The sequence below is a fragment of the Bacillus sp. 2B09 genome (assembly GCF_003946835.1).
Classification (GTDB): domain Bacteria; phylum Bacillota; class Bacilli; order Bacillales; family Bacillaceae; genus Bacillus; species Bacillus altitudinis.
Genome location: NZ_RPSG01000008.1, coordinates 51,796 through 67,734, shown reverse-complemented (window position 1 = coordinate 67,734; position 15,939 = coordinate 51,796). Strand labels below are relative to the sequence as shown.

Genomic DNA, 15,939 nt, shown 5'->3' with positions numbered 1-15,939 from the left:
ATAAAAAATCTAGTCTCCCCAATTCTGCATTCTTTATATAGGTCTTATCCTCTCATCGTCGTACTTTTGAATGAAATTGACTCAATAGAATTGACGTAAGAACCATGAATAGGCGAAGATGATATAAAATGTAAGATAAAGGGAGACGAATAATGATACATATCGTATTTGGGGCAGCAACTGCTGGTAGTTTAAAGCAAGCATTACGTGAAATGAAGCAAAAACCAGTGGAAGACATCATCACCTTTGATGATATCTACTCCATTGGCCCACTTACACACTTACATGAACGTCAAGGACAAGAGACTCGTATGGAGTGGCTTCGTCATGTCATGTCCAATGAGTTTGGTAGATTTGATGATATGGTAATCGATCAGCAAAAAATGATTCAACAAGTGAAGGATGTAAAAGATGGCTCACATATGATGATATGGATAGGCAACAATGCACACGAACAAATAGGTCTGCGATTTGCCATCTATTTATTAAAAGGAAAAAACGTGGACGTCTCTGTCATTAATACAGCGATTGCATATGATCACCATTTTAATACAAAGACGATTCGCATGGACCTTCGACATACTGGGGAAATCCCATCTGAAAAATTTAAAATCATTTATGAAAGTAAAAATCACTTTCACACCATTTCCAAGGAAGAAAGAGAACGATTACAAGAAGAGTGGCTTCACATTGCCGAAACAGATCATACACTTAGGATATGGCGAAATGAACAAACGCTCAACGTATCAGAAGATGAATTTGATGCTTATTTAGTAAAAATGGCTAAGCGGCTTCATCTGTCCGAGCCAGAAGAGGAATACATCGTAACTCCACGCTTAATTGGAGAAGTCCTTGGTCATTTAGAACAATATATCGGAGATGATTTTATTGAGTATCGGCTAAAGAAGCTGATTGATCAAGGTGTTTTTGCTATGAAAGGAAAACGAACGTCCATGCGTTATTACTCGATAAAACTGACAACATTTGGTCAGGACTTCAAAAAATGGGTATGCTGTCGTGATTTTGAGCACCAACCTTATGTGAAAATTGAAGGAACCTATGGTGGCGAACCTTTTCAATGCGGACATTGTCAATGTCATTTAGAAAGAGATGATGTACCTATAAGCGATGTACTATTCTCTAAAATATGGAATTGGGCCATACAGTATGGTTGTTGGTTTGATGAAGAAACAGATGACTTGCTGCCAGAAGGGGTAGAAATGGAAAAGAAGTTTAATCAAGCAGGGGAGTGTATAACGGAAGAAGTAAAGAATGCGTTATCTCCTAAGTATCAAGTCGAATATAGCCCCAGTGAAATGACAAGACATTTCATTTAAAGAATAAAATTCAATAGCACTGTACAAAATAAATCTTTACATCATTCCCCATCATCATGTAATATATGGAGAAATCAAAAGCGAAGAAAAGGACATGAGCAGCTTTTATCGGTTCACAGAGAGGGAAGTCACGGTGAAATCTTCCTAACGCAGAAAAGTTGTCTTACCACCTTTGAGCTGTATTGGGGAAATTACAGTATCCAATACCGTTTACGCCACGTTACGGCACCAGAGCCATAAAGCGAATACGCATTATGGGAATTTGGGTGGAACCACGGATCACACATTCGTCCCTTTATGAGGGATGGGTGTGTTTTTTTTGTTTACTTTTATAGCATGATTGCTTTGAAAAGGACATGAGCAGCTTTTATCGGTTCACAGAGAGGGAAGTCACGGTGAAATCTTCCTAACGCAGAAAAGCTATCTTACCACCTTTGAGCTGTATTGGGGAACATCGCAGTATCCAATACCGTCTACGCCACGTTACGGCGCCAGAGCCATAAAGCGAATACGCGCGTTATGGGAATTTGGGTGGAACCACGGATTACACATTCGTCCCTCTATGAGGGATGGGTGTGTTTTTTTATTTCAAAAAAGAGAAAGGTGTGTCAGTGATGAGAGAAAAAATGGTAAAAATTCAATTTCCAGATGGAAAGATCAAGGAGTTCTCCGCAGGTACGACAGTCGCAGAGGTTGCCTCCCATATTAGCCCAAGTTTAAGAAAAAAAGCAGTAGCGGGAAAGATCAATGATCAGACAGTGGACTTAAGTTATCCGTTAAACAACGATGCGGGGGTTTCGATTCTAACACTTGATTCAAAAGAAGGGCTGGAAGTGTTACGTCATACAGCTGCACATGTATTAGCCCAAGCTGTGAAAAGGTTATATGACAATGTGACACTGGGGATCGGACCTGTCATTGAGAATGGATTTTACTATGATATGAAGCTGAATCAAACGTTAAGCGTAGAGGATTTGGCAATGATTGAAAAAGAGATGAAAAACATCATAAACGAGAATCACCTTATTCAAAGAATGGAGGTCTCTTACAAAGAAGCTGAAGTGATGTTTGCACATGATCCATATAAACTGGATATTTTAAAAAGTCTCCCTCGACAAGAAGCCATCACGATTTATCAGCAAGGAGAATTTATAGATTTGTGCCGTGGACCTCATTTGCCTTCTACAGGGTATTTAAAGGCATTTAAACTAATGCGTGTGGCAGGGGCTTATTGGCGGGGAGATAGCAATCTGGATGTCTTGCAGCGAGTGTATGGTGTAGCATTTCAGCATCCGAATCATCTAACTGATTATCTTCATTTCATGGAAGAAGCAAATAAACGTGATCACCGGAAATTAGGGAAACAGTTATCCCTCTTTATGTTTTCAGAAGAAGCGCCAGGCATGCCGTTTTATTTACCAAAAGGTCAGATTGTCAGAAATGAATTAATGGCCTTTTCTAGAGAAGTGAGAGGTCAAGCGCAATATGAAGAAGTAAGTACTCCATTTATGATGAACCAAGAACTTTGGGAAAAGTCAGGGCATTGGAATCATTATCATGAAAATATGTATTTCTCAGAAGTAGACCATACAAGTTTTGCTTTAAAACCGATGAACTGTCCAGGGCATATGCTCATGTTCAAAAATAACTTATATTCCTATAGAGACCTTCCAATTAGAATGTCTGAATTTGGTCAAGTGCATCGTCATGAATTTAGCGGAGCATTAAATGGATTGTTCAGGGTCAGAACATTTTGCCAAGATGATGCCCATATTTTTTTAAGAGAAGATCAAATCGAAGCTGAAATCAAACGGATTTTTCAATTAGTTGATCATGTGTATCGGACATTTGGTTTTGAGTATTCAGTCGAACTATCCACTCGCCCAGAAAAAGCATTAGGGGATGACGCTATTTGGGATATATCCGAAATAGCGCTAAAAAATGTGCTTGATCAGTTAAAGATTAACTACTACTTAAATGAAGGAGATGGGGCATTTTATGGTCCGAAGATCGACTTTCATATTCAAGATGCACTAAAGCGGAGCCACCAGTGCGCCACAATTCAGCTGGATTTTCAAATGCCAGAGAAATTTGATTTAACATATATCAACGAGAAAAATGAAAAGGTGCGGCCAGTTGTCATTCATAGTGCCATTTTTGGTTCACTTGACCGGTTCCTTGGTATTCTCATTGAACATTTTGCCGGCGTCTTCCCGTTATGGCTCGCACCAATCCAAGTACAAATCATACCTGTCTCAAGCGTTCACCTTGATTACTGCATAGAGGTGCAGCAGCAATTAAGAAATATCGGAATTAGAGTCACAATCGATGAACGGAATGAAAAACTCGGCTATAGAATGAGAGAAGCACAAATGCAAAAAATTCCTTATATCGCTGTCATTGGAGATACAGAAATGCAAGAAAAAACACTGAACATCAGACAACATGGAGAAAAAATGTCAAAGCTGCTGTCTATTGATGACTTTAAACACCTGGCAGCCCAGCAAATAAAAGACAGAACAGCTCAAATATGATGTGCTGATTTCATGAAGAAGGATAAGACGTCCATTGAATGTGGGCGTCTTTTCATTTGTGAAAAAGCCGAATTGACAATTGAAAGGGAAAATATTGAAACATTTTTTCGTTAAAATCGTAATAAGGATAGAGCGTTTATCAGAAAAATTTGAAACGAGGAGGAGTTTATCACATGGAACAAGCTGCACTAAAAAAGATGAGGACAAAACAAATCGTTATCTCTAATTTATTTGTCGGACTTATGATCATCATTTTTTTTATGTTGATTCAAATTGTTAAAATCCAACTGACACATTTCCTTTTTTGTTTAGGAATTTTAATCCTTATCCAAGGCATTCTAGGCTTTATCAGAAAAGGAACAACAAAGTCTTTCATACCTATTTTAGAGCAGGTAGCTATTTATGAAAAAGAGAAATTAGGGAAAGAGTGGGAAAAGGAAAAACGGTTAGATCATGTGTGGAAAATCATATTGAGTGTCATTATGTTTATTCAATCATTCACTTTACAAAATGTGGATAATGCATTCAGTGACGTCGATCCTGCATTGATCATTTTCTTGTTTTTGATGGTTCTAGCCATTTTAAATATAAGCATGCTTTTTCGTTTTAGAAAAATCGACCGATCGACTGTAGGTGAATTAACAGGCTACACAAAAGAGTCAAATATAATGGCAATCGCTTTAGGATTTTTTATGGCAATCATCATCTTCATCTTTATCGTTATTTTTGTTCTTCCATAAAACATCATCATTTTGAGGTGAATTCATTGAATGCAAACATTCAACAACTAATCGATCAGACAAAAGTGACATTTGGATTAGATCTTTACTATCTAAAAAGACACAGTTTTCATCGCTACGTCAATATGTTCAATGAAACGGTGTATACATTGAATATGGAATGGTTTCCCTCTCATGAAACGGAACCCGAGGACGATGATCTAAACCCAGACGGCACAGCTGTCATTGAAGTGAACTTGAATACAGGACAGACCGAGTCGGTTATTTTTGTTATGGACAAAACCTATGCGCAGCATGGTGTCACGTTTAAGAGACCTTATCCAGCTCATGTCATTCAATGGATCGAACAAGAAACAGGATTGATCTATGGAGAGCATTTTCATATGCATCAGAAGGAGAAAGGGGAACTTTCTTTCGAAGAAGCAATAGATGGTGTGAAAGTAGCACCTTCAGGCAGAATCGAAGTGAAATGGAATGAACATGGACAGCTCATGTACTTTACACACCACGGTCCATTTTTAGCCAAAACATTACTGAAAGATGAGAAATATGTGCTTTCCCTTGATCAGGTGAAGAACTTAGCCAAGCAGCAAGTGCAGATGTTTCAATGGCCTTCCTTCGAGCACAATCAAATCCGTTCTATTTATGCGTTAGAAGAAATCTATGTGAAGAACGATGGAACAGGAACTCTTCCGTTTGAGGTTGGGCGTGAAGAAACGCATTGTATACACATGAATGAAGTCATTGAGTGGAATGAACCGATAAACAATGCCTTTGAAAAAAAGGAAATGGACATTCATGAGAACATTTCAGCTGAACAAGCTTTCTCATTGGAACCGTCACCAGATTCCCTCCCGATATCAAAAGAAGACCAGGATGAGTGTATCAAAGCGGTTCGAACCTTTTTGGCGCAAAAATATTCAAACGATACAGGGAAGTGGGTTCTAAAAACACTCCAACGTGATCATGGATACATCCATGCGATATTAAAAACGAATGAGCAAGAAGGCTGTGGATTTATGGATAAAATCAAGGTCTTCATTGATGCCAACACTTTTGAAGCCATTAATTACATAGATAAAAAAGAGATGTTTCAAGTATGTGGGATACTCAATCCATCTCAAACAGCTAGTGAAATCACCATAACTCAGAAAGAAGCCTTTGAAACATTGAGAGAACGCCTCGAACTGACACCCATCTATGTCTATGACGATGTGCAAAAACAATATGTTTTATGCGGCAAGCTCGATTGTCATGATGGCGTTGATGCAGTGAGCGGCGAAGTGTTCTCTTTGACAGACTTTTCATAACTTCCAAAAGAACAGTCAGTGCTGTTCTTTTTTTTTGTCCCATCTCCCTCTTTTTTGCAGAAAAATGGAATTTTGTAGCAGGAAGTTGTCGTTTCATCACGAAAGAAAACAGGTAAGAATATGATCATAGGTCCATTGTTTGAATTCGTGGTGGAGTCAATGAGATGACATAGGAAACGTTATACATATTGAACATTCGTGACAGTACAGTCGATCTACAGTTCATGTCTAAAAAGTGAGTGATCATGTCTCAAGCCGTATGCGAAAATACGTGTGCCGAGATCATATGATGAGTTGGTTCCGTTTGTTTTTAGGTGAGTTTGAAGCCAAGTTAGAAGAAAGTGAGGATATCTACCTTGAGTACATTGGAAGTGTTTCGTCAGTTTTTGGTTGACCATTATCCTGCGTTACAAGATGAGCTTTGGCTGAAAGATGTTGATACCCTTCGAATCTCTCCTATTCTTCATCCTTTTCTGAAAAGCAAGCTGCCAGATGGGATTGAAAAATTCACTTGTGTCCTATTCACGCAGCAAACAGATCAAACCACTGCCCCGCTCAAAGTATACCTTCTATTAGATGAATATGGGCAATCGCTTTACGCCATTGATTTGATGAATGAACAAATCGTGCTTCATTAATACAGAACCAAAAAGCTGCTTGAGAATGTCTCAGCAGCTTTTTTTTATGATGAACATTAGTTTGTCATATCAACCAATCTTCGGTGTAAGTTGTCCAATTCTTTTTTTGTTGGAAAAGAGCTGATCAGCAGCGTAGATCGACCGAATTGAAGAGGAAGCTCAGTATCGGTCACAATCATATCAACCCCAAGTTGATCCATCGTGACATCATTTAACGAATTTTCTGGACTTGTGAAAATGTGAATGAGAGGAGGCACGCTTAATTTAATTAAATCAGCAATAAACAAACTATGATAATAACCTAATGTTGAAATAACAAAAATGTTCAGCACGTTTCTCCGTTCCATCTCCAAATGAACAAGCCCTCTCCAAGAAGATGTAATGATACGAATCAATTCCCGTTCATTTTTCACAAAAGAAGCAAGGATATCGTCTGTTTTTAACTCTTGGATGATATGACTAATCCTCGAATAGAAGTAGGGAAACTGTTTTTTCACCTCTGATAAATAGCTCGATTTCTTTTTGAAAAGGAATCCATCTCTCACGGTAATTTCATTGGAATACACATAATATTGGAGAAGAACGAGTGTCATCACCTTACGATTTGCTATTTCTTGATGAAAAATCGACTCCAACTGGGTGATAAATGAATGAATGGCATCATAGAGGCGTGGTGTATGCGACTGAAAGAACGTCAATTTTTCTTCGACAGTTTCAATTGATTTAAAGTGTCCAATAGCTGGTTCGATCAATAGCAAAAAGACAAATTCATGATGATCCAGCGTCACATCAAATACGTCTTTGGCCATTCGGCAGATGTGCTCTTCCCATCTTCTAATTTGATCATAGATTCCTTTAGCCGTAGAGGTTTGTTTTTCTTCATTCATTGAGTATGTATATTTACGGCTGATTGTAAAACCTTTTCGCATTCGGTGAATGGAAACGCCGAGCCACAGGCAGTATTTATCTATCGCGACATCTGGTACATTGACTTCGAGCACCTGAAATAGTTCTTGTAATAAATGAACTGCGTCTTGTTTTTGAATATCATCAAATGGCCAAAGGCGGCTTCCATACACTTCAAACAAAAATTCAACAAAGAATTGACGAATCTCCTTCTCATTCCCATGAAACTGCATACTATCTGGACGTAACTCAATGTCATAGGATGTAAGGATCGAGTTGATTTTATGAATCGTGTTATACAGTGTGGATCTACTGATATTAAGCGTGTCCATCCATTCATAGAAAGATCTGTTTTCTTCGAAAAAAATGCCGTCAATCAATCGGATTTCAATCGTATCTTTTAAAATTTCTTTAATAAAGTAGTCCACTCGAATTGTCTCGGTATAACAAATGGAAATGCCTTGTCTTGGCTTTATGTGGATTAACGGCTCTCCGTTCTCGGTTTGGAACGATTTCATTTGTTCTAAATCGCTTTGAATCGCACGAACCGAGCCGATATTTTCATTCGATATCTCTTGAAGGCTCCACCACTTATTTTTGGATACAAGCAATTTTAAAATGTTTATCCATCTCTTTGATTTATTATCAATGAGCTCCATCAAACAACTAACTCCTTCCTTTGACTTGCCTCTATATTATGAAGTTCAGATGAAGAACATTTGAGCTCAAAATAGGCATGAAATGATTGTAATGTTTTGCCTAAATCGTTTTGTCTTCACTTTTGACGATAAAAGAGAAAAAAATTAGACGAAAACAAATGTTATTCGCTGATTCTCCATATTTTTCTTTTAAAAGGTGATAAGTATGCCATGAATCCTATAAAAATGGATCATTTTGTTTATTTTTTTGCTGCTTAAACGGTAAATGTAAGAATAAAAAGCATCGGCTTTTTGATTACCATATGAAAGGGAGTAGAAGGAATGCGATCTATATGATGCTGAACTATCTCACCATACATACCATATGAGTCATGCTTGTTTTATATGAACGTTCTATATGTGAATACATGCTTATATATGCATGTACTAATCATTTGGTGTTCATTCCAGTATAAATAGAAAAATTCACATGTCTTCTTTTTATGTTCCCTCTCACTATTCCCCATTGCTATAGACCCCTATCCAACTACTATATCTACTACTCATGATGACCTTTCAAACTCATGATTCATCAACTCATTTTATTCATAGGGTCTTAAGGTGCAATTTTTAGAAAAATTTGATCAGAAGCGGAGTGATTGATCAGACAGTATACAAATGATTTTTTAATCGTTGTTGAAAAATAATTGTAGAAAAGGGTGGATGTATTGAAAAGAATATTGTCGGTGGCACTGATGACCATGTTAGTCATACAGTCTAGTATATTAGGAATCTTGCCTTTAGCAGGGGCACAAGCTAAAGACACTCAAGAGAATATTTATGGGAATATTGAGTTTGCTGATAGCGAAGGCAACAAGTTATCAAGCATAGAAGATCAGCAAGTTAGAAAGGCCATTGTGCATTGGTCTATTAAAGGAATTGATCTCAAAAAGCAATATCCTTATATTCTCTCTCTTCCTTCAGTCATTCAGGTAGAGAAGGAGCAGAAAGAACTCATTACTGTCGATGACATACCTGTTGGTGAGTATACCGTTTCGAAACAAAATGAAGTGACGGTCACATTCAATGAGGATATTGAGCTTGATCCGAATTTAGAAGGATCTATAGTTATTGACGTCACCAGTATAGCTGAGAAAAAAGAGAAAACAAAGCAAAACGAGCGTGAAGAAAACCTTTCAAAAGATGATTCAACCTCATCGGAGAAAGACAAAGTTGCTAACAATCAAGAAACTGTTCAAAAGACACAAAGCGATGAAGATGAGTTACTAAAAAACAAAGTGAACGTGTCTAAACGTGTAGGATTGCAAAGTGTCTCAAAACAAATGACGATCCAAGAAAATCTTCTCACTGATGCGCAATTGATATTTGAAGATCAAGAAGGAAATTCAGTAGAAAGGCCTGACATCAACTCGCTTATTTCCATTAACTATGAGTGGGCGATCCCAAATGGTCATAGCTATAATGGCGGGGATGAATTCCATTTCAAGGTTCCAGAGGAATTAGTCATTTATGAAAAAATCGATCGTCTCGAGATGAAATTTAATCAATCGACCATCGGTTATTTTTCTGTAGATGAAAGCGGAAATGCCTCCATCGAGTTCACAGATTTTATTAAACAATATTCAAATATCCAAGGAACACTTCAAGTATGGACACAATTAGATAAAAAAACAGTGATCACTGAAGAAAAAGAAGTAGTCATTACCCCGATTGAAGGCAAAGATACGATATCGATCCCGATTCAATACATTCCAAATGGTCCAAATGTCTCTAAAAAGGGAGAACCCAATCGATCTTACAATGCTGAAACCATTCAATGGACAGTCGATTTTAATATGGACTTAGGTGATGTGAAACAAGCGAAACTGTTAGATCCGATTCAAGAAGGTCAAGCGTTAAAAAAAGATTCAATCAAGCTTTATCGTGTAGATACAAAGCTAAATGGTGAAACATCGCTTGGACAGCTGCTTGACGAAAACCACTACACAATCGGCCAAACAGCAGATGGTCAAGATTTCACGATTGAATTTAAAGATGACGTGCATCTCGCTTACCGTTTAATGTATGAAACGGACATTACGAATCAAGATCAGTCTGCGTTTCGTAATAAAGCGTCCCTTGTTTCTGCTGATAAAGTGATTAGTTCAGCAGAAGGAACAGTGAATGTGACAAGAGGCAGTCCTTTAAATAAAAAAGCCGCCCACTACGATCCAGTCACACAAACGATTACTTGGGAAATTCGGTATAACTATAACGAAAAAAAGCTGGCTCAAAAGGATGCTTTGATAGAAGACTTCTTTAACGGTACACAGGCGCTAATATCTGACTCAATTCAAGTCAAAGAAGTCACAATTGATCAGAACGGCAACGAAGCAGGAACAAAAGCATTTGAAAATTACGTGGTTCAACCTCAAAAAAAGGATGAACAAAACGGGTTTACCTTGCAATTCAATCAAGATATTCAATCGGCTTATCTCATCACATATCAAACAAAAGCAACCGATCGAATTTTCGAAGCTGAAGAGATTATCAATACTGTGACAGCTGGCAAAGAGAGCAAACAAGCGAAGCAAAGAATTGATCAGCAAATCCTAACGAAAAACCACGGAACACCGAATTACAAGAACAAAACCATTCCATGGCGTATCACCTTCAACAAAGATCAACAAACCATGAACAATCTACTATTAAAAGATACGTTCACAAACGAAGGATTGACGCTGCAAAAAGATAGTTTAAAAGTGACGACAGGTAATACAGTGCTTGAAGAAGGCACAGATTATCAAATCGTTGAACATGCAAATGGATTTGATATTCAATTTACGAAAGAAATCAAGACAGAACATACCGTCACATATACAACGTCTTTTGATTATGAAAAAAGAGCAGATAAAGATCAAAAGAACCTGCGTAACCATGTAAAACTTGAATGGGTAAATGAAGATGGCAAGGATTTGACGAAGGAAAATCAAGCTGTCTTTACGCCTGACACATACACGCAGTCAAATGGGTTCAAAAACGGAACATATGATGCAAAGAAAAAAGAGATCACATGGAATATCGGTGTGAACTATAACTTGAAACATTTAGAAGAGGCGAAAATCGAGGATTTCATTCAAGGAAATCAGCGTTTGCTTAAAGATTCAATTATCGTCTACTCGCTTGATTTACAAGGCGGAGAAAATGGGGCGGAAGAAAAAGAGGTATTAGGGAAAGAACATTATGACATCAAATTCCTTGAAAATGAAAAGGGAGAATCAGGCTTCGAAGTCATTTTCAAACATGCCATTGATTCCCCATACAAAATCACGTATCAAACAAGTGTTGAAGGAATGGATTTAGTACAGAAAACCTACGAAAATAAAGCGACCCTTTATGATGGAAAGACGAAAGAATCAGATGTGAATGCTGTGGTGTCCATTCCAAATGGAGGGAAATACACGAGCAAATCAGGAAATCAACAAGGGAAAGTCATTGATTGGAAACTGAATATCAACTTTGGTCAATCAACAGTCCAAGATGCGACGATTATAGACCATCCGAGCAGTAACCAAGCCATAATAGAAAACTCATTTCATCTGTATTCGACAACAATAGATGAAAAGGGGCAAGTGACCAAAAAGGAAGAACTGGAAAAAGGGAAGGATTATGAACTAGACCTTGAATTCGATCCAGATTCTTTTCAAATCAAATTTAAAGAAGAAATCACGAGACCCTATATTTTAGAATACCAATCTCTCATTTTAGATAAGGTGGGAAGTACACTTCAAAACGAAGTAACGTTTAGAGGTGAAAATGTAAAAGAAATCAAAAAGGAATCCGAAGCCTCAATTGTGGTCAAACGTACCGCTGGCATGGGAGATGGCACAGGAGCGATTGGCGCTTTAACCATTCATAAGGTAGATGCGAGTAGTGGAAAAGCGCTAAAAGGAGCAACCTTTTCTCTGACAGATGCTGCGAGCGGTATCGTCATTGGAACAAAGACAACAGATGAAGAAGGAGCTCTTCGATTTGATCGTCTTCTGTATGGTGACTACATCGTGACAGAAGAGAAAGCACCTGATGGTTATATTAAGACGAAGGAACCGATCCATGTAACAATTGATCAGCCTTACGAATCAGGAGATCAAGCGAAAACAGGAAATAGCATGACGGTGCAGAACCAAGAAATCCGCCAGCATGTCAAGTTAACGAAAAAAGACAAAGAGACGGGTGAAGCATTAGAGAATGCAGAATTTGAACTGAAAAATGAATCTGGAGATACCGTCCAAACCCATTTGAAAACGGATGAAAAAGGAGAAATCCTTTTCAAACAACTTGAGCCAGGTTCCTATTATTTTGTTGAGACAAACGCACCGAAAGGCTATCAATTAAATCAGCAAAAATGGCCGTTCACCATTAAAGAAAATCAAACAGAAACAACGGTAGTCACCGCAGTAAATGACATCATCAAAGGCTCTGCAGAATTGAGCAAAATAGGTGAAGGCGGAGAGAGACTAGAAGGTGCACAGTTCAAGCTCTTAGATCAAGACGGACATGAGCTAAATGATGCGCTTGTCACAGGAGAAGATGGCAAGATCACGATCAACGAACTAAGACCGGGTACGTATCAGCTCATCGAAACAAACGCACCAGACGGTTATGTATTAGATGAAACACCCATCACATTTGAAGTCCCACTCGATCCGAAAGAACCAGTCATCATTTCACAAAAGAACCTCTATGAAACAAGTGCATTAGAAGTGTTGAAAGAAGGAGAAGATGGCAAGAAGCTTCAAGATGTTCGCTTTGAAATTACGGATCAAAATGACAAAGTTATACGTAAAGATTTGACAACAGATGAAGATGGGAAGCTTTTGGTCGATCACCTCAAACCGGGCAAATATCAGCTCGTAGAGACAGAGAGTATTGATGGTTACCAAAAGAAAAATAAACCTTATCCGTTTACCATCGAAATCGCACAAAAAAAACCGGCAGAGATCAAAGTGATCAATGATCTCAAAACTGGAGCTGTCCAGCTCACGAAACTCGGTGAAAAGAATGATGTGCTTGAAGGAGCAGAATTCAAGCTTGTAGATGCAAATGGAAAAGAGATAAAAACAGGTCTCGTCACTGATGAGAACGGGGAAATCATCGTCAACGATCTGAAACCTGGAACCTATCAGTTTGTTGAAACGAAGGCGCCATTCGGTCATGAGCTTGACGAAACACCTGTCACTTTTGCTATGCCATTTAACCCTGAGAAGCTGGTCAGTGTGACAAAAGAAAATAGCCGCACAACTGGCGGAGTGCTGTTACACAAAAAAGGTGAAGATGGGAAATCATTAGAAGGGGTTGTCTTTGATCTATCTGATGCCAAAGGAAAGATAGTGGCAGGAGGAGAAGGGATTACAACCAATCAGGATGGAAAGATTACCTTCACAGGTCTAAAACCTGGAACCTATCAATTTGTTGAAAGAAAGAGTCTTGAAGGCTATGAATTGAGTACGAAACCACTTGTCTTTGAAGTTGAATTAGGTCAAAAAGAATTGATTCAAGTGGAGGCAATCAATCAGCTCAAGAAAGGTTCTGTAGAACTCACAAAAATAGGGGAAGAAAAAGAAAGATTGAAAGGCGCAGAATTTACACTTTTCAATGACGATGGTAAAGAATTGATGTCAGGTTTAAAAACCAACGAAAAAGGCATCATCACTGTCAACGATTTGAAACCAGGCGCTTACCAATTGGTTGAAACGAAGGCTCCTTTTGGACATCAACTTGATGCAGAACCAGTAGACTTCAAGATTGATTTCAATCCAAATCAACTGGTGAAAGTGACAAAAGAAAATATTCGGACGACAAGTGCTGTGAAGCTTGAGAAAAAAGGGGAGGATGGTCAATTGCTCGCTGGCGTGACCTTTGACCTGATTGATGCACACGGTCAGCGTGTGAAGAAAGACTTAAAGACAGACAAAAACGGTCAACTGACAGTCGATCAACTGAAGCCAGGAACCTACCAATTTGTCGAAACAGCAAGCATTGCCGGCTATGAATTGGATCAGACACCTGTCTCATTTACGATTCGTTTAGGTCAAGACAAACCAGCAAAAGTAGAAATGATCAACAAACTGACCCCGGGAGCAGTGGAACTGACCAAAGTGGATGCTGAAGGACACACGCTGGAAAACGCAGAGTTTGCTCTTCAGAGTAAAGACGGGAAAACGTTGAAGAAATCACTTGTAACGGATCAAAAAGGAAAACTTCACATCAACGATCTAAAACCGGGAGAATATCAATTCGTTGAAACGAAAGCGCCTCACGGCTATGAATTAGATGATCAGCCGATCCGGTTTACGATTGAGAAAAATCAGCAGAAGCCTCTTCAATTAACAGCGAAGAATCACTTGATTTTAGGAAGTCTGCGTATCATAAAGGTAGACCAGCAGACAGATAGAACCTTAAAAGGTGCAGCCTTTGACATTCGTACAAAAGCTGGGAAAACGATAAAATCTGTGACAACAGGAAAAGACGGAGAAGCCATTGTCAAAGGGCTTAAACCTGGTGATTATACACTCACAGAGACGAAAGCTCCAAATGGTTATGTAGCGTTAGAAAAACCACTCGCTTTTACAATTCAAATGGGCGAAGTGGAGATCAAGACATTGATTGTAAAAAATGCTCCAATGAAGAATGAAGTGGACCACACAAATCCTCCAGCCTCAGATCAAGGGGATCAACATCCGCCTCATGACTCAAACGGTGAATTGCCAAAGACTGGGGAAGAATGGCTTCGTTATTTGATGTATGCAGGGATTTTACTAGTAGTGTCTGGAACTGTTCTTCTTGTTGTCAGAAGAAGAACCATTCAGTAAAAGGAAGGAACGAGTGTATTGATGAAAAAAAGAACCTTATTAGGCAGCTTTTTGGTGGTCGCGGGACTAATGCTCATCTCCGTTCCTTTTCTATATGAGTGGCGAACTTCTCAGGAGACAGCAGCCATGGAACAGGCATTGAAAATGATTGAAGAAAATGACAGTGATGCCCTTTCTTCTATTCCACATTTAACAGTGTCAGAAGAAGACCTGCGAGATACGATGGAGCTTGAGATCCCGTCAATTGATTTAAACGAAAAAGTGCTTCCTGTTACAACAAAAGAAAATTTAGGGATTGCACTGACTCAAATCAAATCTCATCAAATGCCAGGTGAAGGAAATTTCACGATTGCAGGCCATAGAGGGTATAGAGGCGACCGGCTTTTCCGGCAGCTGCCAGAGGTGCCTAAAGGAGAAAAAGTCGTCTTACATCATCAAGCAGAAACATACGAATACAAAATTGTCAGCTCAGCTACGATTGAACCGACGGATGTTGATGTACTAAAGGATCGCGGGAAAAATGAACTGACATTGATCACTTGTACTCTTGATGGTCAGAAAAGATTTGTCTTAAAAGGAATACGAATCAATGCTTCAAAGGATAAGCAACCGTCGGATGTATAACACCAACATAATAGATGATGGGTATGCTGGAAAAGCAGCGTTCACGAGCGACATGTTACACCAACTGTTAGTAGAGCATTATCCCACTTTAAAAAACGAACGTTGGGATGTGGATATAGATACAATTCGGACTTCGCCTATTCTTCATCCTTTATTAAGAAGAAAGATTCCGATAGGTATTGAAAAATTCACATGTGTTTTGTTCACGCAGCAGACAGGGTCCTTTGGAGAGCCTTTGATTGTGTACTTTTTATTGGATGAAAAAGGCGAATCGATTTACGCAATGGATCTCTTGCTAGAGCAGCATGATCCACATTAAACAAGAAATAAAAAAGGAAGG

Annotated in this window: 9 protein-coding genes and 2 other annotated features; of the genes, 8 read left to right on the top strand and 1 reads right to left on the bottom strand. The window is 38.7% G+C overall.

Going from position 1 to position 15,939, the window contains the following annotated elements; translation table 11 throughout:
• Nucleotides 1–152: 152 nt before the first annotated feature.
• The 5 genes from EBQ12_RS15355 (at nucleotide 153) to EBQ12_RS15335 (ending at nucleotide 6,559) form a co-directional block, all read left to right on the top strand.
• The gene (locus tag EBQ12_RS15355; protein ID WP_125590556.1) at nucleotides 153–1,337 is read left to right on the top strand and encodes a DUF1835 domain-containing protein; all 1,185 of its coding nucleotides are present in this window, start codon (nucleotides 153–155) and stop codon (nucleotides 1,335–1,337) included.
• 74 nt (nucleotides 1,338–1,411) lie between these two features.
• Nucleotides 1,412–1,635: a binding site (T-box leader), on the top strand.
• 38 nt (nucleotides 1,636–1,673) lie between these two features.
• Nucleotides 1,674–1,900 (top strand) — a binding site (T-box leader).
• Nucleotides 1,901–1,951: 51 nt separating this feature from the next.
• Complete coding sequence (thrS, locus tag EBQ12_RS15350; protein ID WP_125590554.1) at nucleotides 1,952–3,871, top strand: threonine--tRNA ligase; 1,920 nt, start codon at nucleotides 1,952–1,954, stop codon at nucleotides 3,869–3,871.
• Between the two features lie 173 nt (nucleotides 3,872–4,044).
• Nucleotides 4,045–4,611, top strand: a complete 567-nt coding sequence (locus EBQ12_RS15345) for a hypothetical protein (protein ID WP_125590552.1) — start codon at nucleotides 4,045–4,047, stop codon at nucleotides 4,609–4,611.
• A 26-nt stretch (nucleotides 4,612–4,637) separates the two neighbouring features.
• Nucleotides 4,638–5,921, top strand: a complete 1,284-nt coding sequence (locus EBQ12_RS15340) for a hypothetical protein (RefSeq protein ID WP_125590550.1) — start codon at nucleotides 4,638–4,640, stop codon at nucleotides 5,919–5,921.
• A gap of 356 nt (nucleotides 5,922–6,277) precedes the next feature.
• Nucleotides 6,278–6,559, top strand: a complete 282-nt coding sequence (locus EBQ12_RS15335; RefSeq protein WP_017366847.1) for a hypothetical protein — start codon at nucleotides 6,278–6,280, stop codon at nucleotides 6,557–6,559.
• Nucleotides 6,560–6,615: 56 nt separating this feature from the next.
• Here EBQ12_RS15335 and EBQ12_RS15330 read toward each other — a convergent pair whose 3' ends face one another.
• Nucleotides 6,616–8,124 carry an AcpB/EbpR/MafR family transcriptional regulator gene (locus EBQ12_RS15330; RefSeq protein WP_125590548.1) on the bottom strand — a complete coding sequence of 503 codons (1,509 nt, stop codon included), beginning with the start codon at nucleotides 8,122–8,124 and terminating at the stop codon, nucleotides 6,616–6,618.
• A 707-nt stretch (nucleotides 8,125–8,831) separates the two neighbouring features.
• Here EBQ12_RS15330 and EBQ12_RS15325 point away from each other — a divergent pair.
• From EBQ12_RS15325 to EBQ12_RS15315, 3 genes are read left to right on the top strand one after another with little or no spacing between them, the layout of a single operon-like run.
• Complete coding sequence (locus EBQ12_RS15325) at nucleotides 8,832–14,975, top strand: SpaA isopeptide-forming pilin-related protein (protein WP_125590546.1); 6,144 nt, start codon at nucleotides 8,832–8,834, stop codon at nucleotides 14,973–14,975.
• 21 nt (nucleotides 14,976–14,996) lie between these two features.
• Nucleotides 14,997–15,599, top strand: coding sequence for a class D sortase (locus EBQ12_RS15320; protein WP_041506702.1), 603 nt, complete (start codon nucleotides 14,997–14,999; stop codon nucleotides 15,597–15,599).
• Nucleotides 15,592–15,918 (top strand): hypothetical protein, encoded by a 327-nt coding sequence (locus EBQ12_RS15315; protein WP_125590610.1) that lies wholly within the window; start codon nucleotides 15,592–15,594, stop codon nucleotides 15,916–15,918. Before EBQ12_RS15320 ends, EBQ12_RS15315 begins: the two co-directional genes overlap by 8 nt.
• Nucleotides 15,919–15,939: the final 21 nt, after the last annotated feature.